The organism is Jeotgalibacillus campisalis (assembly GCF_000829515.1).
GTDB lineage: Bacteria > Bacillota > Bacilli > Bacillales > Jeotgalibacillaceae > Jeotgalibacillus > Jeotgalibacillus campisalis.
Window position 1 is genome coordinate 489,958 of sequence record NZ_JXRR01000001.1, and the last position, 24,799, is coordinate 514,756.

Consider the following 24,799-nt stretch of genomic DNA (forward strand, 5'->3'; position numbering starts at 1 on the left):
CATGCGCGAAGTTTTTATTCCACTTGCTGTGTATATGCTGCCGGCATTTATTTTGTTTTACATGGCTATTGATGTGTTTTGGCGCAACCCGAAAAAAGTGGAGCACCGCCTGGTCAGTCTCTCGATTCTTTGCTACGGCATGCTGTTTTTATCTGAATATGTCAGGCATCTTTTGCCGATTGAATACAGCCCGGCTCTTGTTACCTACTGGTTTGGCAATGCGGGCATTATGATTTTATCGCTGTTTACTCACTTTATCTTTAAGGCTTCTCTGCTTTACAAAAAATTACCTGCTTTTTTGTATCCTTCTGTTTTTTACCTGCCGCTGATCCCGATCCTTCTCACGTATATATTTCAGGAAAACTTCATGAACAGCCAGGAATTTATTCAGGTGGGCATGTGGAAATACCCTGAATTCAACACAGCTTATCTTGTGACGCTGACAGTCTCGAACTTGTTTCATTTATTTGTGATTGGTTTGCTTTATTACGCCAGAACCAAAGCCCGTGTAACGATCCAGCAAAAGGTGCTTTCTCTTTTGATCTACGCTGCTTCCTTTGTTCTCGTATGGGATGTCATTTTTGGCTACGCTTCATTTAAAGGGGCCATCCCTCCCTATCCATACATTTACGGCGCGTTTGCCTGGGCGGTTGCGTTAAGCTACGCACTGCGGAAGTTCGATATACTTACTTCCTCCCATAAACGGTTTGAAACACTGTATAACCTTAATCCTGCTGCGATTGTGCTGATTGACCGGTATGGATTAATCGAAAGTGCCAACCCCGCTGCCCGCCTTCTGCTTGAAGAGGGTCAAGTGAACCAGCTTTTTTTCCAGCACTTTATTCCGGTTAAACGACAAAAAGAATGGATTCACCATTTACTGGATTCTTTTTCAAAGGAAGAGAAATTTACAAATTTTGAAACAAAAATCATTACAGCGTCTGGAACTGAAAAGTATGTGGTCATGGACGGGGATTTTATTTTCATCGACCAGCATCTTCACAGCATGCTGATCATACGTGATATTGATTCCACAAAGGAAGACGAAAAAACCATACGATTCCTTGCGTATCACGATTCTCTAACTCATTTAGCCAACCGCCGCTCCTTTTACGATCAAGGCGCAAAAGCTATTCAGCAATACCAGCAGCTCGCTGTCGTGCTGATTGATTTAGATGGATTTAAAAATGTTAATGACACGTACGGCCATCAGGTTGGGGATGCCTTCCTCATTCATGTTGCTCAGCTTTTAAAGCATTCCATGAAAAAATCAGGGCTCGCTTCACGCGTTGGAGGAGATGAATTCTTCTTATACCTGCCGATCGGCTATGAAAATGAAACACAGGTCTACCTGGACAATCTGCTTGCAGCGTTTCAGCATGAGCCTTTCCTGGCAGAAAACATTGAAATTCCGATTTCCGTTTCTATTGGCGTCAGCCTCTCTCCCATGCACGGAAACCAACTTGAAGCCCTCATTCATAAGGCTGATCTTGCGATGTATGAGATTAAGCACAACGGGAAAAATGGCTACCGGATTTATAACGAAACAATAGAGGCCAAGACCTTGGTACTTTAATCAACTAGCTGTGTTAAATCATATTATTAATACATGACCCAAAAAAAGGACCCAATCGAGTCCTTTTTTTACGTTAATTTTTCACATCTGTTAGTCGTTAACAGAAAAGTTAAGAAACGGAACAGCATGCTAAAACTACCTCTGGACGATTAAATGACCCTGTAAATTCTTAACTCACTAAGTCATTCAAACGAATGATCTCACATCCCTTACTCTCATAATAGTCGATCATGCCATCAATTTTCTTTTTATCATAACTGGTAATGCAATCTGATAGTACACTCACCCCGTAGCCTGATTTGCGTAAGTTATAGCAGGTTGACTTAACACAAGCAATCGCATCTGCTCCAGTAATGTAGAAGTCGTCTATTTCATTTATTCTAATAAAGTCTGCGAATTCTTCACTTGTTAATGCATTTCCTTTATATTTTGTAAAAACATTTGGGGATACCAGCTTCAAATCTGGAGCTAATTCGGCACCTCGTGTATCTGTTTTAAACGTTCTCGTACCAGGTGATAAATTCTCATGTCTTATATAAACCACATGAAGATTATTTTCGACCGCCCAATCAATTGATTTGTTGATATTATCAATAACCTCTTTGTAATTCTTTGTTATATCATTTTGAATATCAATGACTACTAAAGCTTTTTTCTGCATCATACTTCCTCCTACTAAACTAATGTTTCGCTTGGATGAGGGAACGCTTGCAACGGAAATCTAATAAATGAAAGTAATCAAGTGCCAGCGCTCTGGGGCTTTGTTCATTTAACAGAATTAAAATAGATTAATATTTTTCCTTTTAATTCAATATACTTAATTTAATACAGCCTGTTCAACAATTTTCATACACTCCCCGACAATGGATTCAGGCTGAGGTACGCCTGGATCCTGATTGACCATCACGACAGTTCCCGTCTGTCTCTCCGGATTGAATCTGACCTGGCACTGAAACCCGACTCCCCAGCCATTGGATACGATCTGTACTCCATTTTCGCTATCGGAACGAAACACCCCTAGACCTGCTGCAGGTTCGCAGCCAAATGCGTTAAGCATCTTTCTTGCTGATCTTTCAGAGAAAACTTCAGATGAACCATTCCATGCTTTTATTAGTTGGATACATAATTTACCTAAATCTTCAGATGAAGTCCACACGCCAGCGCCTGATTCATTTGGATAGACAGCTCTTTTCCCCGTCACGATCTCTCCTGTTTTGTGATGCCCGGAAGCCATGGGCAGTCCCTTAGGCATGGCAGACCACAGAAAGGTATTCTCCATCCCGACCGGCTCCAAAACAAGCGAGGTTAGGGCAGACGAGATGTTTAGCCCTGTAACTTCTGTGATCATCTGTTCTACGATAGAGTAGCCTGTGTCTGAATAAGAGAACTGTGTTTCAGGCTCGTACGAAACCGCAGCGGGTTTTGCATGATAGGCCGTTTTTCCGGAAAGCAGATCGAGATTAACGGGAATTTGTTCTCCGCTTTGAATCGGTTCATAGCTCCCCGGTGGATCAATAAAGCCTCCCTGGTGGGCAAGAAGATTTTGAAGCGTCACCTTTTGACCGGCAGTCCATTCATTATCCGGAACCTTAAACGATACTAAATAATCATTTACAGGCCGCTCCAGCTGAACCACTCCCTGGTCAACAAGATGCATCACAAGGGCTGCCGTAATGAACTTGCTTATGGAGCACACATGAAAGAGATCCTGTGCCTCTACTGGATCGCCGCCAACTTCCCTCACGCCCAGCTGAGCCTGCCAGAAGTCATTTTCAGTAAAAGCACTGATCGATAAACCTGGCACCTTCCACTCTTTCATTTTTTCTTCAATTTCCTCCAAGACTTTTTCTCTATTACTCATGCATTTTCCTCCACTCTGTTTTTTTCAGTAGATAGTGATGATGCGGTTCGTCATCAATCGTCTGAACCCCCTCAAAAGTAAACCCGCATCTTTTGATCACGTTCGATGAGGAAACATTACGTGGAAGCGCTATGGCATTCAGAATTTCCGTATTGGTTTCGTTAAATAAATAATTGATGAGGCCTTGCACCGCTTTTGTCGCATAGCCTTTTCCCTGAAAACGCTCAGAAAGCGCATACACAATTTCCCTGTTTGGCTCAGGAAGCTCTTCTTTTATCCCCGAACAGCACCAGCCAATGCATTCGTCTGTCGCCTTGATGAAGACGCCAAGCTTTAAAAAGTGCTCTCCTATGTTCCCTTGACTTGCAGCTTCAAGAAACGCTTTATTTGCCGGTATTTCATAGTGAGTCAGCCATTCCTCTCTTTGTTCTGTCGTGGAGGACCAATCCGGCAGAAACTCTCGGATTGCCGGCTGGTTGGCTATGGTGGAAATGATTTCAGCCTCTTCAAGTGAAAATTCCTGAAGATATAGTGCTCCGCAATCTATTTTAAATAACTGCTTTTCAGTCTTATCCTTCATTTATTTTCCACCTTGCTATATAGTTTTAAAGTAAATACATGATATACTTAGGTTACCAAACTTTACTAAATATTCCTAATCTTCTTTCGTTTTATTTTCTTTTTCCTTGCAAGGCAAATTCATCTGTATAGGAGGAAAATACATGGCATTACTGGCCGCAATTCTCACTGCATTTGGGATCTGGATTTATTTTCGTTTTAATGTGAAATCAATGAATTTGCTTAGTCTATTAATGGCAAAAGGATGGGAAGGCGTGGCCCAGGAGGAATCACGATCCATTCGCTGCTCCTATTGTAACAATGTGATTAGAAGAGGACAGACAACGCCTTATTGTACGAAGTGTAAACAGTTTATGTAATTCCAAAGCGTGCGTTATGTACTTAAATAGTGTAAGCATTATAAAATAGGTTCTGTTAATGGTAAATAAGGTATCGTTGAAATTGACGAGACCTTTTTTTTATACTCTTGTATCACATTCAAACGTCAACGAAGAAAGGACAACAACAATGGATTGGAATGACGATAGCGTAGAACAAGAAAAAACTAAATTCTCAACTAAAATGGGCTGTCTGTTTATCCCAGTCGCTTTAGGTATTTCAGTTATTTCAATAGCAGCCTGGTATATTTTATCCTCTCAAGAAACACAGTTAAAGATCAGTCATTCTCCAAATCAACTAAACTCAATCGAGATTGTTAAGAAACACGATTTTCCTGACCCAACTATTAGAATCTACTACGATGATAAAAACGTAATGAAAACACAGATACCGGACAAAACAACTGTCGAATGGAAAAATGATTATCAAGCGATCGTCACTCTGACTAAACAAGGACAAGAACCAGATATTGTCGATATAGAGTTTGATGCAAATCCAGACACAGAGAGATAAGTCGATAAGAAAAGATAATTGTTAGGAACAGTAAAAAATTATGACTCCTTAAAATTGTTTTATTATCAGCAATTAAATTTAACAGAGCCAAATAAAGCAGTATCTATTATTTGTATGAGGTGAGCGCAGCGGAAGGTGGCGACTCCAGCAGGAGATGACGGCAAGCTGAGACCCCGCAAGGCGAAGCCTGAGGAGGGCTCAGCGCCGTCCCTGCGTCCACCTGAAGCGAACCGGTCAAAGAGCTGAGACATATCTGTCTCGAGCTCTTTTTTTATTTAGAATTTAAATGGAAAGCTAGCTTGACATCTTTTCATTTGTAGGATACATTTCAATTATGGAAAGTTAACTTTCCGTAAGGAGGGTGAATGGGTGAACAATCGTTTAGAAGAAATCCGCAAAAAACATGGAATTAAACAGGAAGAATTAGCACGAGCGCTTGAAGTGTCCAGGCAGACGATCGGTTCGCTGGAGAATGGACGTTATAATCCATCGATCCTTTTAGCCTTCAAGATTGCCCGTTACTTTGAATTGAATATAGAAGAAATTTTTATTTATGAGGAGGAGGAAAAAGAATGAAGAAAATTTATACGGCTTATTTACTTGCCGCTGTTGGCATAGGTTTGCTGGCAGTGGGTGTGTATTTCATTAAAACCATTGACGATTTGCAAGGTTTGCTGGCAGTATTGCCTTATCTTTCTGTCGGAATTGGCTGTGTTATTTTCGGTCACGGGATGGGAGAAATCGTGCTTCAACACGCGAGTAACAGAGATCCCGCTGCTGCAAAGGACCTGGAGATTGAAAAGAAAGATGAGCGCAACATCGCTATTTCAAATCGGGCAAAAGCCAAATCCTATGACATGATGATCTTTTTAATTAGCGCCTTATTATTTGCCGTTGCCATCATGGGGATCGATCTGCTGCTATTATTGCTGTTTGCTTTCACCTATTTTTTCATCATTATGTATACGACTTATTACCGGTATAAGTACTACAAAGAAATGTAATGGCTTAAAAGAGTGGCAGAAAATCTATGTATTAAAAAGATTTACTTACGAAAAGAAGCATCTGACGATTATAGAAAGAGGCTGAACGTAGGATTGATTTCTTCTTAGATACAATTGCTCGACAGCTATCGGAAATAAAAAGAATGAATTCATGGCTGATCATCATGAATTCATTCTTTTTATGTTATAGGAGCTACGAACCAACTTTGAACGCCTTTTTCAGTACGTCCAGTGCATCCGTTATAATGGCTTCTATATAATTTAAGTTAATGGAGATGAGTTCTTCTGCTTCGTTTACTGTATACAGACGTATGGCGATCCCTTCCTGAACCGCTTTTTCTGCTTCTTCTGTTTTCATGAATGACAGCTGGCAGTGAAGGTCTGATTTCAGCGATAGCGCCTTGGTCACGGCTTCTTCTGTTTGGTCGCTGATTAAATAGGCAAGCTTCACGGAATCATCAAGGTCTCTTACTCGTTTTAGCGTTTCTATATTAAAGGAGGATAGTACGATGCGGTCCCGCAAAGCGTATTCATTGATCAAATCTAGTACTGCCTGCTCGATGCCGGGGTAGGGCTCTTCATCGGTTTTTAGCTCGATGTTTAACTCCAGTTCCGTTGTTTTGATCCATATCAGCACTTCTTCAAGAGTCGGAATTTTTTCATCTATGCAGGCTTCATTGTACCAGCTGCCTGCATCCAAGCTTCGGAGCTGCTGGAAGGTCAGACCTGCTACTGTTCCTCTTCCGTTGGTCGTGCGGGTAACGGTGCGATCGTGAATCACAACCACATACCCGTCCTTGCTCAGTTGAACGTCCAGCTCTATTCCATCTGCCCCTTCACGCTGGGCCTGGCGAAAAGCAGCCATCGTATTTTCAGGGCACATGGTACACGAGCCGCGATGGGCAAACAGCTTCACATTTGTCATCTTGATCCTCCTCAAAGGTAGTACGTGCGCGAATGAAGTAAAACAGGCCATAATAGCGGAATTGAGAGTCGTTTTATCCTTTCTCAGTCGTTTTAATGGCCTTCCTGGTCACCTTAGTTTTGGGGTTCAACGCAAATTGCGTCCTGTCTTAACCTTACTGAACCAGTGTTAAGATAGCATAAAGATAATGTAAAGGATTGATAAGTTTGCCCACAAAAAAAAACCTTACAGACAGTATGCTGTAAAGGTTCGATTCGTTTATTTTTGAAATGAAACTGCTAAATTACCGATCTTTTTTACCAGATTGTATGGCAAGCTCTAATATAGCCTGGTCTAAATACGCCCTGTAGAAAGGAAGCGCTTCTTCCTCCACCTGAGAGGATACGGTAAGTACTTCTTTGATCACCTCAAAATGATCAATTAATTGCTGGTCATTCATTCCGTGTTTGGCTAAAATTCCGTTCAGCCAAAGAGCGTAATCGATAAAAAAAGACGTTTGCTTTAATTCATAAGCTGAGTGAAGCTGTTTAAGATGATGCACATTTTCTTCATAGCATTTCGTTTTCCCCTGTTCGCCGAACTGGTCCATCAGAGAAGGCTCCCGCTCAAAGATGATGACTGCAGCCTGTTTCGCCAACGGGTGGATGGCTCTCATCCTCCCACCGCCTTACAGTGAAGAGTGGTCCTCGGATCGACTTCCTTTCCGTTGGGATCCGAAATCCTTTTCTCCACCTCATGAATTCTCCTAAAATTATTGCCTCTGTCCGAATGTAGATTGTCTTTTTTTATATCGCAGAAAAAATGGGTTTTAATCTTTTTAAACAGAAGGAAGTCTTTAATTCCAGGGGCTTGATCTGCTGACCGTGACAAGTTTTTATTACTATCAATGACCAGGTTTCCATTTCCTTTTGGTGCATGATACGTTGTAAAAACAGTGTACATGACCAGACCCCTTTCAAATAAGTCTTTATTTATTTCTAATTTCTACTATTTTATAAGCAGATGAATAGAAACGCAATAAAAATAGACTAGAGTCCTGCATTTAAATAGAAGTAAAAAAAAAATTCTATTTACAAAATCAGTTAAATTACATGAATAGATAGAATTGTGGATAACTAAATGACAAAAACCTGTACGTTCTTTTATTGTCCAACTATTCATATAAGCGCGCCGTTATAGGTTTTCGACGCTCATTAAGATCGTAACCGTTTTCTTTTTTCTTAAAAAGATTTGTTGATAAAAAGTTATTCTTTTATTATGAACAGGTTATCCACAAAAGTTATGCACATATCCACAATTACTATCCACATGTCGTATGAGATCAAATGTTCTCCACAAGATATGCTGCTTGCTTTCGACAATATTCACAGTTTGTGGACAACCCTTCAGAGTTATCCACTGTGCGTAATTCCGGAAATGTTTCCTGTTCATCCACGAATACATCGAGCGCCAATTCGACATGTTCTTCACAGCTGTAGATCTTCATTTTAAAAACTCCTTCATTTTTTCTTCATTTATTTTAGCATATCTTAAAATTGTCTACTTTTATATAAAAAAGCAGGAATCCAAAGGATCCCTGCTCCCGACTTTTATTCGGCTTAGAAATAAGAGTCGTTATTTATGTGAACTCACCTCTTACAGCTGCGCATCATCTGTAAGGGTAAGAGTAACTTCCTGCATTTCTCCATCTCGATAAACTTTTACTTGCATCTCATCTCCAACAGACTTCTCTGTATAAAGATGCTGGCGGAGTTCAATCGTATTCGTAATTTTCTCTCCGTCCATTTCAACGATTACATCACGATCCTGAAGACCTGCTTCTGAAGCAGCAGAGTTTGGGATCACGCGTTCAATGACCACGGCCGTTTTCACTTCTTCTGGCAGGTTCAGGTCATCCTGCTGATAAACAGAAGGCACATTGGCCAGGTCAATTAGTGTAACACCCATTGTTGGACGCTTCACTTCACCTATTGTTTCAAGGTCTTCAATGACTGGTACAGCCATTTCAATTGGAATCGCAAGACCGATTCCTTCTACAGATGATTGGGCAATTTTCATGGAATTAATGCCAATCACTTGTCCCTGGATGTTAACCAGAGCGCCGCCGCTGTTACCTGGGTTAATGGCGGCATCCGTTTGCAGAACCTCAGCCTGCCAGTCTGGCGCACCGTCTTGATTTACATCCACCGGAATCGTCCGTTCAAGTCCTGAGATAACACCGGTTGTAACAGAACCAGAAAACTGCAGACCAAGCGGGTTTCCAATCGCAATCACAGGCTCACCCGGTTTAAGTGCAGCAGAGTCGCCAAATTCTGCAACGGTTTCAATTTGTGCGCCTTCTACTTCAAGCACAGCAAGGTCTGTCCAGACATCTCCACCCCGGACTTCTGCAGCAAGCTTCGTGCCGTCTGCAAGTGTCACTTCAACCTGCTCCGCTCCTTCAATCACGTGGTAGTTCGTGACGATGTAAGCACTGTCGCCTTCTTTTTTATAAATAACACCAGAGCCGGTACCTGCTTCATCGGAGTCTTCTGTTGTTTGTCCGAACATACCGCCGCCGCCTGATTGAATATTGGTTACCCCGACTACTGCATCTCCTGCTCGGTCCACAGCTTCCGTTACGTCAGAAGTCACGTCATAGGAAATTGACTCTGATTGAATGGATTCGTTTGATTCATTTGCATTTAATAAGCTGCTGCCTGAAGGTTCAGATCCATAATCGCCAAGCATCGGCAGCGCCAGCACAACGAGAAGCGCCCCAACGATTAAACCGGCAAGACTTGATAAAAAGTACCCTGCCTTGCTTCCGCGCTTTGCTTTGGATCGAGTTTCCTGATGATCATCGTAATAGCCCATCTGCACCACCCTTTCTTTTCTATATGGTCTACTATAAAGCCCGAAAATGAAAATCAGATGAAAAACAGATAAAAAATAAAAAAATTTCATTTAATCCATTTACACCGTCCGTGTTACCTTTAGTCTATCTACCGAAAAAAGGAGCCGATCAAAATGAAAATTACGCAAACATTCGATCCCTTACTGATCGCACGATTAAATGAAACCGTTCAGACGCTGCACGCTGAACAACTGCCTGAGGTATTTAAGGAATATCACTTTGATGAGGTGGCACTCGAGCTCAAACACATACTTTCAAATGGAGTTCATGAAATCTATGTAGCAGAAGAACATGGCAAGATCATTGGGTACGTGTGGGTAGAAGTGATTCACAAGCAGGGAAATGCGTTTAAAAAACCATCCCGTTCCTTATATGTTCACCAATTAGCAGTCCTTCATGCTAACCAAAGATCCGGCTGTGGCACTTATTTAATGGAAAAAGTGGTAGAACGCGCAAACGCACTAGGCATTCATGCGATTGAACTGGACTATTGGAGCATGAATTCAGGGGCAAAAATATTTTACGAAAAACAAGGGTTTGTCCTTCAGCGGGAATATGTAAAGAAAATGATCTGATTTTATAAAAGCGCGATCTTTGACAAACGGTCTGAAAAAAAGCCATGATAGTGTCAGAAAAGATCGTAGAATTGGGGGACTTACTATGCGAATGGAAGAAGTATATGAACAATTACAGCTCTGGGTAGAGGAAAACCGTTCTCATACTATGCTCGGAGCTACGGCACAATACATTCCTGCTCTGGCTGAACAGGAACCGAACCAGCTTGGGATCTGCATCATGGATTATGATGGAGATACTTATCTTGCAGGAGAAACCGATGTGAACTTTACTTTGCAAAGCGTATCCAAAATCATCAGCTTTGTTGCGCTGTGCCATTTTAAAGGAATGGATTTTGTTTTAGACAAAGTGGATGTTGAGCCCACTGGTGAGGCATTTAACTCCATTATTCCTTTTGAAATTCACCGGCCTGGTAAACCGTTCAATCCATTAATTAATGCAGGTGCGATTACCGTTGCGTCTATGCTTCCGGGAGATACGCCGGATGAAAAATTTGAGCGTTTTATTCTATTTGTGGAAGGCATGATTGGCAGACGGCTCGAGCTTAATGAAGAGGTTTATCAGTCTGAATGGAAAACAGCTCACAGAAACCGGGCGCTTGCCTATTACCTGAAAGAGTCGAATTTACTTGAACTCGACGTGGAAGAAGCACTTGAAATCTATATCCGCCTCTGTTCGATCTCTATTGGTTTAAAAGATCTGTCGAAAATCGGATTGGTTATCGCGCATGACGGCTATGACCCTGTTGAAAAACAGCAGATCTTCAGCAGTGATGTTGCGCGGATTGCGAAAGTGCTGATGGTGACATGCGGAATGTATAATTCCTCCGGGAAATTTGCGGCACATGTAGGGCTGCCGGCAAAAAGCGGCGTTTCAGGCGGTATTTTGGCTTCGGTTCCGCCAAAATGGCATTCAGAAGAAAAAGCATTTCGTAAAGGATGCGGGATTGCCGTATTCGGTCCTGCGATTGATGCTCATGGCAACAGTGCAGCCGGCACCATGCTGCTGCGTCAACTATCAGCGGAATGGGATTTAAGCATTTTTTAGCAAGTACACATTTAATCGGGACAGACTGTTTAACAACGGTCTGTCCCCTTTTTTATTATTCTCTCATTAAGTCCTTCATCATTTCCTGATCCATCGGCCCCATCAGCTTTTTAGTGACAATCCCTTCTTCATCTAGCAGATAGGTGGTCGGAATCGTGAAGGCATAATACGTTTCACCGAGCTGGCCGGATTCATCCAGCAGCACGGGAAATGTCAGCCCGTAATCCTTCACAAAACTTTCTACACGGCGATTTCCATTGTCCCGTGTCGTTAAATTTACGGCGAGGATTTCGACGTTTTGATCTTCTGCATTTTCTTCATAATACTTTTGCATATGCGGCATTTCCTCGATGCACGGCGGGCACCACGTGGTCCAGAAGTTCAATATTACTTTTTTTCCCTGATAGTCATCTAGTGAGATATTTTCACCTTCTACGGTTACCGTATCAAAATCCGGTGCTTTCTGTCCTTCTTCGAGCAACCCTTCTGAAGGGGCAACTTGGGCTTCTTCATTTTGAGAAGGCTGAACTTCATAGCTTTGCTGAATCGCCTGCTCCTGTTCTCTTATCTTTTGATCTTCCATGACATTCAGTAGAAAGATTGTGACAAGCGCTCCGATTAAAAGGAGCGCAAGAATCCGCTTAATCATAGGGGACCCCCCTTTCTATTTATTCTGTTCTCTCCATCATACCCTTTTTACTCTTTGCGCTACGTGTGGATTCGCGATGATTCACAAAGGTGTCGAAAATGGCAGCAAAAAAAGTCACAGCCGGATTTTTAGGCTGTGACGTTTAGCCATTTAAATGGCATATAATTCAGTTGGTTTTTTTGCGTCTGTATCGTATAAATCGAATGTTTCCCCTATTACATGTCCGCAGCCTTCAAGCGTCTGACTGACACTCATTCTCGCAAGATCTTTCATGTTGTTATCTTTTGATAAATGCGCAAGGTAAATTCGTTTCGTATTGTCCTTTACGACATCGTTCATGGCAAGTGCCGCGTCTTCATTGGAAACATGTCCTACGTCGCTTAAAATTCGGCGTTTGATGTTCCAAGGATATCGGCACATACGGAGCATGCCGACATCATGGTTGCTTTCAAATACGTATACATCGGCTCCCTCGATGATTTTCTTCATTCGATCGCTCACATAGCCGGTATCTGTCATGAGTACAAGTTTTTTGCCGTTTTGGTGAAATACATAGAACATTGGCTCGGCGGCATCATGTGATACACCAAAGGATTCAATATCCAGACTGCCAAAGGATTTAATCGTCTCCATCGGAAAATCGAACTTTTGCTCAGCGTCAACTTTTCCGATTAGAGGCTCCATGGCTGCCCAGGTTTTTTCATTGGCATACACAGGAAGCTTATATTTTCTTGCTACAATGCCAAGCCCTTTTATGTGATCGCTGTGTTCATGTGTGACCAGCAAGCCGCTCAAATTCTTCATCGAACGTCCCACCTGCTGAAACAGCAAATCCATTTGCTTGCCGCTTAATCCGGCATCCACCAGAAACGAATGATCCTCTGTTTCCACATATATGGCATTTCCTGTACTTCCGCTAGCGAGCACACTCATGTGCATCGTCATCCTGCTTCACTCCACTGTATCTTCGATTTCTTCTAATCTCTCAAATTCCAAACCTTCAAAGTCAATCTCTATTATACTAAAATTCACCGCATTAAGATAATGTTCTTCCAGGTCTCCGTCTTCCTGCTCAATCGTCATTTTCCAGGCAGGTGTCAGTACTTGTGTCTCAGAGGCTGCATCAATCAACTGAATGATCGAATAATAGCCAAGTTCAGCTTCAATCACTTCTGAATTCGGTTCTACAGCATTTAGTTTATAATACTCCAAAAAAGCTTCTCGTGGACTAATCAGATCTTGTTCATCTGGAAACTTTTCGATTGAGCTCATCATCGTTTGTTCATAGGAAACCGCCTGATTCTGATCATTTAAATGAATGACCAGCCGGCCTGTAATATTATGAAAAATTGGCATCCCCTCGAACTGCTGATAGTAGATTAAACGCTGCTCATCTTGCTCATAGGTCCAAAACTCGTAGTTTTCTCCGCCTATCACGAATTCATTGAGCAGTGCTTCGAGTTCCTCAGGTGACGAAGGATTTGCCACATTAACCGGCTGTGCCAGCTGAGAATCTAATAGGATATTATTTCGTACGGCTCCTGTCTGCTGCTCTAACCCATTTACATCAATTTCGGTAAATTCGTACGCCTTCGCATTTAAGTAAGGCTGCGGATCTGCTTCATTAGAAAGGCTGTTAAAGGTAATATTATCTTCTACCAGCCGCTCATCCGGTGACAGAGGAGACCTCAAGGACAGCTGACTGTTTTCGTACTTATCCATAAACAAAATAAATAGAAATACATTTAATACTAAGAATACGATAATAAAAATCGACTTCGTTTTACTCCAATCCAACTGGGTCCCCCCCGTCTAACGGGACTCGCTGCCAGCTCCCATTGTATAAATAAAACCACATCGGTTCGAGCGTATAAAGATCTTCTTCTCTTGTATCCTCGGACATAAAGTAGCCAACCACAACATCCTGAAGCAATGCAGGATCATAGTCTTCCCGTTCTTCAATGGCTTCAATTACATCGTATCCGGAAGCAATAGAAGCAGTTTGAGTATTAGAAGGCACTTGGACCTGCATCTCCATGAAGGACCGGTCGTATTTGTAGATGCGATTTTCTCCCCATTGCATATCGATCTGGGCGATATTTGATTTGCCTTTGTCATTAAAGACCGGCAGACCCTGGACATGCATCCGGTAGGTAACGCGGTGAGACACTATGTCAAGATTGTATAAATAATACGTATCAGTCCAGCCTTTATGCTCATTTATAAAACGCTGGCTTTTCTGAAGCAAATCAGCGGGACCTGCCGGGATGGTCGACCTGCCGACTGAAGGATTCACATAATTGATGACTTTTGCCCCGTCGTCTACTTCCATTAAACTTGACTGATCGAAGTACTGTTTCTTATTCGAACTGATGGAATTCACATCTACATCATTTACGTCCTGAAATAAGGCATTTCGGAACTGCAGCTCACTTATCTCATCCATCACATAATTGTATTGCAATACTTCGTTCGATGCCTGCGGAAGATAAAGCAGCCTATTGTCCGCACGGTATTCAAAATGTGCCGGGTATTTCTCCTCTGCATTTTCGACAGTCGCTTCATTAAACGATTCAAATTCCTCCCGCTCAACTTTTGCTTCAAATACTCGTCTATCATCATATGAAACGAAGTAGACTGTAAAAGTAGTGTTCTCCCGCTCCGGCATCTTGACGACCATCCGGTCAAATGTGGCATCCGGGAGCTGAGAAACTTCAAAGTTAAGAACATCCTGATACATAGTGAATGGAACTTGTGCTGGAAATATAATTTCGATCCGATTTGATCCGTGAACAACTTCTTCAAACTCTTCTTCATTCAGCGACGTGTTTTCCCTTAAGTTAAAAAGGCTCCACTCCTGCATCAATGTACCGATTTCATTCATTTCATTCCCGCTTGAGGTGCCGCGGATCGTTTCATCGCCGTGGACTAAAAAACGGCTCGGTTTGATTAACTCTTTATTGGTTCGTTCGTCTGCAATGGCTATATCCACTGTAGATGCTGGCTGCTCGATTGCGTCAAGCGGAGGCTGATACGACCAGATATTCCATGTCAAAAGACCGCTAAGAATCACGAGAAGAGTCAGCAATATGGATTTGAACAATTCAATATTCATGACCACTCATCCTCATTTGTGGGATCGTATGGAAGCGTAAAGTAAATGGTCGTGCCTCTTCCTTCCACACTTGATGCCCAGATTCTGCCGCCGTGTGCTGTAATCATCTCTTTGGCAATCGCAAGTCCCAGACCGGTGCCGCCCAGCTGCCTTGTCCGTGCTTTATCAACCCTGTAAAAGCGCTCGAAAATATTTTTAACGTTTTCCCTTGGGATCCCCATCCCCTGGTCGGCCACACTGACAACGATTTCTTTTTCTCTTTCCTTTTTCTCCACTTTAAATCGGAGCTGTCCGCCGTCAGGAGAGTACTTCAGGGCATTTGAAATAATATTATCGAGCACCTGCGTCATTTTATCTGTATCGATTTCCACATACAGCAATTCATTTGGCAGCTTTGTTTTAAACGTTACATTTTGAGATCTTCCCATTTCAAAACGGTCAATAATCCGCTGAAAGAAATCAATAAAGTTAACCCAGTCTTTATTTAAGCGATAATCCCTGCTGTCCATCTTCGACAATTGAAGAAGATCATTGACGAGCCGGATCATGCGTTCTGTTTCCGTTTGTGTAACATTTAAAAATTGGGGCGCTATCTCTTTATCCTCCCATGCCCCTTCTGCAAGGGCTTCGAGGTAGCTTCTCATGGTTGTCAGCGGTGTTCTTAATTCATGCGAAACATTGGCAACAAATTCCCGTCGTTCCGCATCAATTTTTTCCTGCTCCGTGATATCGTGCAGCACAGCAATCAGGCCGTTCACAAAGCCTGTTTCCTTTTGGATAATGGAGAAATTAGCACGAAGTACATAAGGACGGCCCGGTGTACTGAAATTTAAAATCACCGAATCCTTTTGATTAAGAAGGTCATCAAACGTAAATTCCTCCTCCACTCCAAGCAGATCTGTAATGGATTGAGAGAGCACTGTTTCACGTGAAACATTCAACAGTCCGGCTGCCGGGTCATTGATTAATATGACACGGCCTCTCCGATCTGTCGCAATTACGCCGTCTGTCATGAAGGAAAGAACAGACGAAAGCTTTCTTCTTTCTCCTTCTGTCGTTGCCTGTGCTTCCTGAAGCCTTTTCGTCAGGTTATTGAAGGTGATCGCCAGCTGGCCAATTTCATCGTAGCCATACACTTTTACTTTCCTTGAAAAATTTCCTTTTGACATAGCCAGTGCCTGTTTTCTCATTTCTGAGATAGGACGGGTGATCGTCTGGGCAAGCAGAACACCGAGAATCGCTGTGATCACAAGAGAGATCGCTGTACCCCCAGCCAAAATACTATTGATATCATTCATTTGTGTATAGACTTTCTCCACCTTGGATTCAATATAGACGGATCCAATTACTTCCCCGTTGACATTGGAGATTAAAGGAGACGTCACCACCCATATGCGGCCGAGATCCGGGTCATCCTGATCAACGAATGTCTGATTGGGTTTTATCTCCGTGCCTGCTCCAACGCCGTCGAGTGCTTCCTGCACAAGAGAATCCGTCATTCTCTGACCAATAACCGGTTCATTATTTTCGTCAGAAGACCAGGCACCGATGATTCTGCTGCGTGCATCCACTACTCTTACTTCATTAATATCATCCGAATCCAGCCCTCTCAGCAGCACTTCAATGGTACTGGCAAGCGGCCCGTCTTCTTCTGTCCGGTTCCCCTGAATATCTGCATCCAATTCTTCAATCACGCTGTATTCGAGTGGGCCGAGCCGGTCAATAATTGATTCAGTAAAATTAGTAACCAGTGTTTCTTCCAGTTCACGGACGAAATATACCCCTATTATCTGCATCGCAAGTGCGATCAGCAACACATAAATTAACACAAACTTCAGGTGAATTGAGCGAAAAAATCCAACCTTTCTCATTCACACTACTCCTGATCCGGGTTTCTCAAATAATATCCAACGCCGCGCCGCGTAACGATCCAGGCAGGATGACTTGGATTATCTTCAATTTTCTCGCGCAGACGTCGAACCGTCACATCGACCGTTCGCACATCGCCGTAATAATCATAGCCCCATACGGTTTGCAATAAATGCTCACGCGTCATCACTTGGCCAATATGCTTGGACAAATAATGAAGCAGCTCAAATTCCCGGTGCGTTAACTCGATCGTATCTCCTCGCTTTGAAACGATATAAGCATCCGGATGGATCGTAAGTGCACCTACTTCAATTTCATTGGTCTCGTTTTCTTCAAGCTGGCCTTTCAGCGCCTGGTGGCGGCGCAGATTCGCCTTTACCCGTGCAACTAACTCTCTAGTACTAAACGGTTTTGTCACGTAGTCATCTGCGCCTAATTCAAGACCCAGCACTTTATCAATTTCCGAATCTTTAGCCGTCAGCATAATAATTGGCATTTCAAACGTTTTACGCACTTCCCGGCATACTTCCATTCCATCTCGGCTTGGCAGCATAATATCAAGCAGAATCAAATCCGGTTTAATTTCATTTACCTTCGCTATCGCTTCATCCCCATCATAAGCGCAATGAACCTCGTATCCTTCTTTTTTCAAATTAAATTGAAGAATATCTGCAATTGGCTTTTCATCATCGACTACTAATATCTTTTTATCCATATTATCGAGCTCCTTTAACTATCGTCTCTATTACCACTATTGATTCATTTAACATTCAGATAAAAAACAAACGCGTGTATAGTTAATGTATCATGTTACTCTATATAATTCACTCTATTAGAGAAACCGTTTCAGTAAATGTGACGATTAAGACGCTCGATTGTTTCATAATGTACATCATTTTTCATACATAGACAGGCTCGTATACTATCTCGCTAGTAAGTTTTGAAACGAGCCGAGAGGTTCTTCAAAAACTATTTCCTTGGAAATAGTCAGCAAATAATCTTCTTCCTATAAGAAAAACCCCTGACCTTATGAGTCAGAGGATTCAACTAAAATCACTCTAAATAATCCATTGGGTTTTGCAGTTCTCCATTCGAATACACTTCAAAATGAAGATGGATCCCTGTAGAAAAACCAGTGTTTCCCATCAATCCGAGAGATTCTCCCTGCTTAACGATTTGTCCCTTCTTCACATCCACTTTATCTAAATGAGCATAGATCGTTCGCAGTCCGTTATTGTGATCAACCACAACTTTATTTCCATAGTCACCTTCATATCCGGCTGAAATAACGGTGCCATTATCAACGGTCTTAATCGTATAATCATCCGGCTGTGCGATATCGATTCCTTTGTGATGCTTGCCCCAGCGAGGTCCCTGGTGGCTGGAAATATATCCTCCATTTGTGGGCCAAATAAGCGACCCGGTCCCTTTAGAAGGTATTTCCTTCGATCCTTCTGCGACGATTTCCGGCAAAGGTTCATCAATCACATCTTCATCCTTGACGGTTTGTGACTTCTGCTTCCCATCTTCTTCATGGGTATGAAGAGTATACTCTTTTTCACCATCGCTGCCTTTTTGCTTCACTCGTGTTTCTCCTACCAATAAATCCTTATCCTTCACCACTTTTTTTTCATAAGGAATTTGCTCAGTAACCCGTTCTTCTGTTTTGACACTCACGGTTATTCCTTCTATAGACTTATTCACATTCACGTCTGTTCCGGGCTTTAACGCGGTCATTTGCTCAAGATCGGGATTCAGCTCAGCCAACTCTTCCTCTGTCATGTCAAATTTTTCAGCAATTTTCTCCGATGTATCTCCCTTTTCTGTTTTATAGGAAATTTCTTTTTTAGTTCCTTTTTTTAATTTTTCTGCTGCCTTTTCTGCAGAAAGGATTTTCTCAGGTGCCACCTCAGCTTCAATCGCCTTATCAAATCCTTTTAGTCGAATATCTGTAATTCTTGCCTCTCCTGTATCTAATTCACTCGCAGACTCAGACTGGTCTTGTAAGGAAGATAACTCTTCTTCCGAGACTACCGTCTTTTTTACAAGCTTAAGTGCTTTTTCTGCAACTTTTTCATCCGCAACATACGCGATCGTTTCTCCGTCAACCTGCAATGCTTTTGCATCTGCTTTAAAAACGGCTGTATCCTCTAGTTGATTAAGAACCTTCTCATTTTCTTCACGTGCTTCAAATACGCGTTCAGGGATTAAAGCAAGTTCTTCTTGCATGATCACGTCTGCAGACAAAGCATATTCATCTTTTAATTCTATCTTTTTGCTCTTGACCCATTTCAATATAGGGTCCTTTTCTGATACAGCTCCAATATACGAATCTCCTGAGTAAACATGATACAGCTTCTCAAGCCCCTGCTCATCATGATCCTTTGCCACAGCGCCATGTATTGTAAAAACACTAAATAAAATGATAGACATCATGCTTCCTATCATCCTGTTCTTTGAAATACTATATAAAGAAAAGATTTTTACCTGTGATTTATTCGTGCTCATTTGGTGCTCCTTCCGCTTTTCATGAAAGTAAGATTAGAACCAGTAATTATTACCAATTTACTAGTTCTTTGTTTTTACACCAACTCAATGTATCACATAAAAAAAAGAAAAAAAGGACTGCAGAAGAACTGTAAAGGAAATGTAGTATTCAATAGAAATGTTGGAAAGAGAGGGAACTAAATTCAAGGAAAGAGTTGTCTGTGCAGGGGCTGACAGGGGAGAATGGCGGGACATTCCAGAAAGCATCGCATAAAAAAAGATACGCTATGATGATAGCGTATCTTGATGGCTTTGGACGGAATCGAACCGCCGACACATGGATTTTCAGTCCATTGCTCTACCGACTGAGCTACAAAGCCTTAAAAATATGAAATGTTCTGCTTTCGATCTGATATCTGAGCAGCGATCAAATCAAAAATGGCGGTCCCGACCGGGATCGAACCGGCGATCTCCTGCGTGACAGGCAGGCATGTTAACCGCTACACCACGGGACCTTGATAATTGCGGGGGCAGGATTTGAACCTGCGACCTTCGGGTTATGAGCCCGACGAGCTACCGAACTGCTCCACCCCGCGTCAATATCGGCTTAGATTAAGCCTGTGTAAATAATATGGTGACCCGTACGGGATTCGAACCCGTGTTACCGCCGTGAAAGGGCGGTGTCTTAACCGCTTGACCAACGGGCCATTTGTTACAATTCCTTAACAACGAATCTAAATATACCATAACCGTTTTTATAAAGACAATGTTTTTTTAAAAAACTTTTTTATTTTTAGCTTTATCATGGCCCCTGCTCTTTGAAGTATACGAAATTTCTTCAAACTAATTGACAGAAATTTGAGTATTTCAATCCATTTCCCTCTGCAATCCTATATACTTAAAAAATGAATTTGTTTAGAACTGGAGGGATCTGCATGTCTATTCTTTTCCGGCTATGGAAACAGCTATCGGAAATGGATTTTCGGGTTATTTCGATTTTGTCTGCTTTTATTATCCTATTTGGCACATTTTCAGTACATATGATTGAACCCGAAACGTTTCCGACATTGTTTGATAGCTTTTGGTGGACGATGACGACCGTAACGACTGTAGGATATGGAGATTTTTTCCCTGTGACAGTCCCCGGCCGCTTAGTCGGAATTTTTCTTTTTATCTTTGGTATTGGATTGATCGGGGTGCTTATCGGGAAAATTGTCGAAGCAGCAAGCACCTATCAACGTTTGAAAAAGGAGGGACGCCTTATGTATAAGAAGTCCGGGCATTTTGTTTACATTGGCTGGTCGAAAAAAACCGAACAGGCGATAAAAGAAATTTTCAACCATGATCCAAAAGCTGCGATCGTACTCATTGATCACTTACCTGAGACACCCATTTCTCATGATCACATTCATTTTATAAGCGGAGACCCTACAGATGAAGAAACACTGCTTAAAAGTAATGTTTTAGAAGCTAAACGAGTTGCGATTTTTTCTGATCCTGCGATCGATGAATCGGTTTTACAGGATGGTAAAAGTCTGCTTATTGCTTCCGCTGTCGAAGCATTATCTCTTCAGCACAACCAGGATATTCAAACCGTTGTGGAAATCAGTGAAGAAAGACATATCTCCAAATTCAACCATATTCGTGTGGATGATTTTATATTATCAGATGACTCGGTTTCTCTTCTTATGGCAAAAGCCACGCTTCAGCCGGGAACCACGACCATTTTCAGACAGCTATTGAGCAAGAAATTCGGAAATAATATTCACATCTTAAAATCCAAGTCAACATGGAAAACCTACCGGGATGCTTCACAGCGACTGCTCGATGATGGCGCGGTCTTAATTGCAGTAAATGAAGACATGGATTTCAGACAGGCGATTCAGAAAAAGCTGACAGAAGAGGATACTCTATACGTTATCTGTCATGATTCTACATTTGAAAAACTTAAGGCGATTTACAAGACGGAGTAAAACAGCTCCGTCTTTTATATTGCTTAAAAAAACAGTACAATTCTTCTATCTTTTTCATTTTCCTATATACTAATAGATACTCATTACTATAAAGGGGGAATGTCCATTGGTAAGAAAACATTTATTCAAAAAGCTTCCCGCTCCTTCTCCTCGTCGCAGCCAGCATAAGACTCTTTCCTATCAGTCTATTTTAAGGCGATCCACTTTTATTATTCTCGGTGCCCTGTTGATGGCGGTCGGCCTGGAGCTGTTTCTTGTTCCAAATCAGGTGTTAGATGGCGGCATCGTCGGTATTTCCATTATTCTCTCCTATTTAACTGGATGGAAATTAGGCGTGTTTATTTTTGTGCTAAACATTCCATTTTTCTTTATTGGCTACAAACAGATTGGAAAAACGTTTGCCTTGTCTACTCTGCTTGGCATCAGTGTTTTGTCAGTAGGTACGTTTCTTTTGCATTCGATTCCCGTTTTTACAGATGACCTTTTACTCGCCACAGTTTTTGGCGGCATTATATTGGGGATGGGCGTTGGAATTGTCATCCGGTATGGAGGTTCTCTTGATGGGACGGAAATATTAGCTATATTATTTAACAAGAACAGTCCCTTTTCTGTTGGAGAAATTATCATGTTCTTTAACTTCTTTATCTTCATATTAGCAGGCTTTGTTTTTGAATGGGATCGCGCAATGTATTCGGCTATGACCTATTTTATCGCTTTTAAAACGATTGATATCGTCATACAAGGAATCGATGAATCAAAGTCCGCATGGATTATCAGTGATAATTTTGAGGAAATCGGTCAGGCAATCATTGATCGTCTCGGGCGGGGAGTCACCTACTTAAATGGAGAAGGGGCTTATACCGGAGATGACAAAAAGGTCATATTTTGTGTGATTACCCGATTAGAAGAAGCAAAACTGAAGGGTATTGTAGAAGATATCGATCCTTCTGCATTTCTCGCAGTTGGCAGTATCGCGGAAGTGCGCGGGGGACGCTTTAAAAAGAAAGCGATTCATTAGTTTTTCCCTATTATGTTAATTTATTTAAATAATAAATATTTTAATAAATTAACATAATAACGCTTCATTTTTTATATGGCTTATTCTAATCATTTACAGGTATACTATAGAGTATATGTATACGCTATACTGCAGAGGAGATACACTAAATGAGTAAGCTCACCAACATGGCAAGCTATTTAGCTGATCATGCAGCCGTTCTTGCTGATGAACTAGTCGAGTTTAGCTTGAAACAAATCACCATTGAAATTCCTGAGGCAATGATTGAGCGTTCCAGAGAAGTGCATCAATCCTTCTTTCTATTCTTCGGAGAAGCGATTTTAGAAAAAAATGAAACCCTCATGCTGGAAAAGTTCAAGAAATGGAACCAAACGTACAGCGAAAATGAACAAATGCTATATGATCAAGTGTCCAGCTTAGTTAAGCCTTTTGCTGAAAACCGATTATATTTTAATAGAAAAGTAACCTCTATTTCCTTTATTCATGAGCTTTCAACTGAAGAAACAGTTGAAGTAAATAATCGCCTTAACTACCTTCTTGATACACGACTGTCCTTGTCCATTTTGGCGTACGAACGGTATAAGAATGAAATAAATCGGCAAAATAGAAAAGAAATTATCGAGCTGGCCGCTCCAGTCGTTCCGCTTCAGCACGATATTGCGATTCTTCCCTTAGTAGGGTCTATTGATCATGAACGTGCAGAGCATATTATGACCATAGCCGTCCCTAAGATCAGTTCGCTGGATATCGATTGTTTGATTATTGATTTCTCGGGCATCCATAAAATTGATACAGAGGTTGCCAGTCATATCTTTACGATTACAAGCGTCCTTGATTTGCTTGGCATAAACGTAAATATAACCGGCCTGAGACCGGAAATAGCCCAGAGCATTGTATTAAGCGATATTAAATTTTCCGGTTTAAAAACTTACTCTACGGTGAAACAAGCAATCGACACATGGACTAAAGCAGTTAGATTATAAAAAAAGATCAGTGTCCCATTTTGCAGACACTGATCTTTTTTATATTATTGCAAGCGCCAAACGCTTTTGATTACGTTCGTTTGCGTGCGGTCAGGTCCCACTGAAAAGATGGATAGCGGAATGCCTGTCAATTGAGAGACACGCTCTAAATAGTGGCGTGCATTTTCTGGAAGCTCATCCAATGAACGGACGCCTGTGATGTCTTCTTCCCAGCCTGGCAGTTCTTCATAGATCGGCTCACATTTGGCCAATGTACGAAGGTTGGCAGGATACTCTGTAATAATCTCGTCGCCTAAACGGTAGGCTGTACATATTTTCAAAGTTGGGATTCCCGTTAGTACATCAATGGAATTAATCGATAGATCCGTTAATCCGCTAACTCGGCGGGCGTGGCGCACCACAACACTGTCAAACCAGCCAACGCGGCGCGGGCGACCCGTAGTTGTACCGTATTCGCGGCCGACTTCACGGATTTTGTTGCCGATGTCATCGTTCAGCTCAGTTGGAAACGGTCCATCTCCTACACGAGTTGTATAGGCTTTTGAAACGCCCACAACATGACTGATTTTAGTCGGACCTACTCCAGAACCGATCGTTACTCCGCCTGCAACAGGATTTGATGAGGTTACATACGGATATGTACCCTGGTCAATATCAAGCATAACGCCTTGCGCTCCTTCAAAAAGGACACGTCTTGCTTCGTCTAATGCATCATTTAATACAACTGATGTATCGCAGACGTATTTAGCCACTTGCTGGCCGTATTCATAATATTCCTCAAAGATATCTTCAAGCTTGAAGCCTTCTACTTCGTAAAAACGTTCAAGCATACGGTTTTTTTCTTCAAGATTATGAGTCAATTTTTCTTCAAATGCTTCACGGTCTAACAGATCCGCAATTCGGATTCCCATGCGTGCTGCTTTATCCATGTAAGCCGGGCCAATCCCTTTTTTAGTCGTGCCGATTTTATTCGCACCCTTACGCTCTTCTTCTACTTCATCCTGCTTTAAATGATAAGGTAAAATGACGTGCGCACGGTTGCTGATGCGAAGATTGTCCGTTGACACACCGCGGTCGTGTAAATATTTCAACTCTTCTACAAGTGCTTTAGGATCCACAACCATTCCATTGCCGATCACGGAAATTTTATCTTTGTAGAAAATACCTGATGGAATTAAATGAAGCTTATACGTTTCTCCACCAAATTTAATCGTATGTCCTGCATTGTTACCGCCCTGGTAACGTGCTATTACTTCTGCATGTTCTGAGAGAAAGTCTGTAATCTTTCCTTTCCCTTCATCTCCCCATTGTGTACCAACTACGACGACTGAAGACATGAAATGCACCTCC

25 protein-coding genes and 4 tRNA genes are annotated in these 24,799 nt (G+C 41.9%); 10 read left to right on the forward strand and 19 right to left on the reverse strand.

What is annotated here, in order from left to right; translation table 11 throughout:
• Nucleotide 1: 1 nt before the first annotated feature.
• The gene (locus tag KR50_RS02235; protein ID WP_041054260.1) at nucleotides 2-1,576 is read left to right on the forward strand and encodes a sensor domain-containing diguanylate cyclase; all 1,575 of its coding nucleotides are present in this window, start codon (nucleotides 2-4) and stop codon (nucleotides 1,574-1,576) included.
• Nucleotides 1,577-1,745: 169 nt separating this feature from the next.
• On the opposite strand, the gene KR50_RS02240 is transcribed toward KR50_RS02235, so the two are convergent.
• The 3 genes from KR50_RS02240 to KR50_RS02250 form a co-directional block, all read right to left on the reverse strand.
• Nucleotides 1,746-2,237, reverse strand: coding sequence for a cysteine hydrolase family protein (locus KR50_RS02240; RefSeq protein WP_041054262.1), 492 nt, complete (start codon nucleotides 2,235-2,237; stop codon nucleotides 1,746-1,748).
• A gap of 156 nt (nucleotides 2,238-2,393) precedes the next feature.
• The gene (locus KR50_RS02245; RefSeq protein ID WP_041054263.1) at nucleotides 2,394-3,437 is read right to left on the reverse strand and encodes a serine hydrolase domain-containing protein; all 1,044 of its coding nucleotides are present in this window, start codon (nucleotides 3,435-3,437) and stop codon (nucleotides 2,394-2,396) included.
• Nucleotides 3,430-4,017, reverse strand: a complete 588-nt coding sequence (locus tag KR50_RS02250; protein ID WP_041054264.1) for a GNAT family N-acetyltransferase — start codon at nucleotides 4,015-4,017, stop codon at nucleotides 3,430-3,432. Before KR50_RS02250 ends, KR50_RS02245 begins: the two co-directional genes overlap by 8 nt.
• Before the next feature lie 142 nt (nucleotides 4,018-4,159).
• On the opposite strand from KR50_RS02250, the gene KR50_RS02255 reads away from it, so the two are divergent.
• The 4 genes from KR50_RS02255 to KR50_RS02270 all read left to right on the forward strand — a co-directional run bounded on the left by KR50_RS02255 (nucleotide 4,160) and on the right by KR50_RS02270 (nucleotide 5,911).
• Nucleotides 4,160-4,375 carry a hypothetical protein gene (locus tag KR50_RS02255; RefSeq protein WP_041054265.1) on the forward strand — a complete coding sequence of 72 codons (216 nt, stop codon included), beginning with the start codon at nucleotides 4,160-4,162 and terminating at the stop codon, nucleotides 4,373-4,375.
• A 148-nt stretch (nucleotides 4,376-4,523) separates the two neighbouring features.
• Nucleotides 4,524-4,907, forward strand: coding sequence for a hypothetical protein (locus KR50_RS02260; protein ID WP_041054268.1), 384 nt, complete (start codon nucleotides 4,524-4,526; stop codon nucleotides 4,905-4,907).
• 369 nt (nucleotides 4,908-5,276) lie between these two features.
• The gene (locus KR50_RS02265; RefSeq protein ID WP_041054271.1) at nucleotides 5,277-5,483 is read left to right on the forward strand and encodes a helix-turn-helix transcriptional regulator; all 207 of its coding nucleotides are present in this window, start codon (nucleotides 5,277-5,279) and stop codon (nucleotides 5,481-5,483) included.
• Nucleotides 5,480-5,911, forward strand: a complete 432-nt coding sequence (locus KR50_RS02270; protein ID WP_041054273.1) for a hypothetical protein — start codon at nucleotides 5,480-5,482, stop codon at nucleotides 5,909-5,911. Before KR50_RS02265 ends, KR50_RS02270 begins: the two co-directional genes overlap by 4 nt.
• A 193-nt stretch (nucleotides 5,912-6,104) precedes the next feature.
• Here the strand turns inward: KR50_RS02270 and KR50_RS02275 are convergent, their stop codons facing one another.
• From KR50_RS02275 to KR50_RS02290, 4 genes are all read right to left on the reverse strand, one after another.
• Complete coding sequence (locus tag KR50_RS02275; protein WP_041054275.1) at nucleotides 6,105-6,836, reverse strand: glycerophosphodiester phosphodiesterase; 732 nt, start codon at nucleotides 6,834-6,836, stop codon at nucleotides 6,105-6,107.
• Between the two features lie 283 nt (nucleotides 6,837-7,119).
• On the reverse strand, nucleotides 7,120-7,491 hold the full coding sequence (locus tag KR50_RS02280; RefSeq protein WP_052476684.1) for a hypothetical protein: 372 nt from the start codon (nucleotides 7,489-7,491) through the stop codon (nucleotides 7,120-7,122).
• A 666-nt stretch (nucleotides 7,492-8,157) separates the two neighbouring features.
• Nucleotides 8,158-8,322 (reverse strand): CxxH/CxxC protein, encoded by a 165-nt coding sequence (locus KR50_RS18155; protein ID WP_084215457.1) that lies wholly within the window; start codon nucleotides 8,320-8,322, stop codon nucleotides 8,158-8,160.
• Between the two features lie 149 nt (nucleotides 8,323-8,471).
• On the reverse strand, nucleotides 8,472-9,692 hold the full coding sequence (locus tag KR50_RS02290) for a S1C family serine protease (RefSeq protein ID WP_041054277.1): 1,221 nt from the start codon (nucleotides 9,690-9,692) through the stop codon (nucleotides 8,472-8,474).
• A gap of 153 nt (nucleotides 9,693-9,845) precedes the next feature.
• Here KR50_RS02290 and KR50_RS02295 point away from each other — a divergent pair, with 153 nt between their 5' ends.
• Together KR50_RS02295 and KR50_RS02300 are read left to right on the forward strand one after the other, a co-directional pair.
• Nucleotides 9,846-10,307, forward strand: a complete 462-nt coding sequence (locus KR50_RS02295) for a GNAT family N-acetyltransferase (RefSeq protein ID WP_041054280.1) — start codon at nucleotides 9,846-9,848, stop codon at nucleotides 10,305-10,307.
• Between the two features lie 85 nt (nucleotides 10,308-10,392).
• Nucleotides 10,393-11,355, forward strand: a complete 963-nt coding sequence (locus tag KR50_RS02300; protein ID WP_156969440.1) for a glutaminase — start codon at nucleotides 10,393-10,395, stop codon at nucleotides 11,353-11,355.
• Between the two features lie 55 nt (nucleotides 11,356-11,410).
• Here the strand turns inward: KR50_RS02300 and KR50_RS02305 are convergent, their stop codons facing one another.
• From KR50_RS02305 to KR50_RS02355, 11 genes are all read right to left on the reverse strand, one after another.
• Nucleotides 11,411-12,004: a peroxiredoxin family protein gene (locus KR50_RS02305; protein ID WP_041054283.1), complete on the reverse strand. Its 594-nt coding sequence runs from the start codon at nucleotides 12,002-12,004 to the stop codon at nucleotides 11,411-11,413.
• A 150-nt stretch (nucleotides 12,005-12,154) separates the two neighbouring features.
• Nucleotides 12,155-12,949, reverse strand: coding sequence for an MBL fold metallo-hydrolase (locus KR50_RS02310; protein ID WP_041054285.1), 795 nt, complete (start codon nucleotides 12,947-12,949; stop codon nucleotides 12,155-12,157).
• 6 nt (nucleotides 12,950-12,955) lie between these two features.
• Nucleotides 12,956-13,801, reverse strand: a complete 846-nt coding sequence (locus KR50_RS02315; protein WP_041054288.1) for a two-component system regulatory protein YycI — start codon at nucleotides 13,799-13,801, stop codon at nucleotides 12,956-12,958.
• Nucleotides 13,788-15,119 (reverse strand): YycH family regulatory protein, encoded by a 1,332-nt coding sequence (locus KR50_RS02320; protein ID WP_041054290.1) that lies wholly within the window; start codon nucleotides 15,117-15,119, stop codon nucleotides 13,788-13,790. The genes KR50_RS02315 and KR50_RS02320 overlap by 14 nt, the downstream gene beginning before the upstream one ends.
• Nucleotides 15,116-16,990 carry a cell wall metabolism sensor histidine kinase WalK gene (gene walK, locus KR50_RS02325; protein WP_041054293.1) on the reverse strand — a complete coding sequence of 625 codons (1,875 nt, stop codon included), beginning with the start codon at nucleotides 16,988-16,990 and terminating at the stop codon, nucleotides 15,116-15,118. Before walK ends, KR50_RS02320 begins: the two co-directional genes overlap by 4 nt.
• 5 nt (nucleotides 16,991-16,995) lie before the next feature.
• Nucleotides 16,996-17,703, reverse strand: coding sequence for a response regulator YycF (gene yycF, locus KR50_RS02330; protein ID WP_041054296.1), 708 nt, complete (start codon nucleotides 17,701-17,703; stop codon nucleotides 16,996-16,998).
• Nucleotides 17,704-18,041: 338 nt separating this feature from the next.
• On the reverse strand, nucleotides 18,042-19,424 hold the full coding sequence (locus tag KR50_RS02335; RefSeq protein ID WP_198134218.1) for a peptidoglycan DD-metalloendopeptidase family protein: 1,383 nt from the start codon (nucleotides 19,422-19,424) through the stop codon (nucleotides 18,042-18,044).
• A 358-nt stretch (nucleotides 19,425-19,782) separates the two neighbouring features.
• Nucleotides 19,783-19,855: transfer RNA gene (locus tag KR50_RS02340), tRNA-Phe, on the reverse strand.
• 59 nt (nucleotides 19,856-19,914) lie between these two features.
• A tRNA-Asp gene (locus KR50_RS02345) sits at nucleotides 19,915-19,990 on the reverse strand.
• Nucleotides 19,991-19,997: 7 nt separating this feature from the next.
• Nucleotides 19,998-20,071: transfer RNA gene (locus tag KR50_RS02350), tRNA-Met, on the reverse strand.
• Nucleotides 20,072-20,107: 36 nt separating this feature from the next.
• Nucleotides 20,108-20,182 (reverse strand) — tRNA-Glu (locus KR50_RS02355).
• Nucleotides 20,183-20,410: 228 nt separating this feature from the next.
• On the opposite strand from KR50_RS02355, the gene KR50_RS02360 reads away from it, so the two are divergent.
• The 3 genes from KR50_RS02360 to KR50_RS02370 all read left to right on the forward strand — a co-directional run bounded on the left by KR50_RS02360 (nucleotide 20,411) and on the right by KR50_RS02370 (nucleotide 23,449).
• On the forward strand, nucleotides 20,411-21,448 hold the full coding sequence (locus KR50_RS02360; protein WP_041054302.1) for a potassium channel family protein: 1,038 nt from the start codon (nucleotides 20,411-20,413) through the stop codon (nucleotides 21,446-21,448).
• A 187-nt stretch (nucleotides 21,449-21,635) separates the two neighbouring features.
• Nucleotides 21,636-22,466, forward strand: coding sequence for a YitT family protein (locus KR50_RS02365; RefSeq protein ID WP_232304230.1), 831 nt, complete (start codon nucleotides 21,636-21,638; stop codon nucleotides 22,464-22,466).
• 149 nt (nucleotides 22,467-22,615) lie between these two features.
• Nucleotides 22,616-23,449 carry an STAS domain-containing protein gene (locus KR50_RS02370; protein ID WP_041054308.1) on the forward strand — a complete coding sequence of 278 codons (834 nt, stop codon included), beginning with the start codon at nucleotides 22,616-22,618 and terminating at the stop codon, nucleotides 23,447-23,449.
• Nucleotides 23,450-23,493: 44 nt separating this feature from the next.
• Here the strand turns inward: KR50_RS02370 and KR50_RS02375 are convergent, their stop codons facing one another.
• The gene (locus tag KR50_RS02375; RefSeq protein WP_041054311.1) at nucleotides 23,494-24,786 is read right to left on the reverse strand and encodes an adenylosuccinate synthase; all 1,293 of its coding nucleotides are present in this window, start codon (nucleotides 24,784-24,786) and stop codon (nucleotides 23,494-23,496) included.
• Nucleotides 24,787-24,799: the final 13 nt, after the last annotated feature.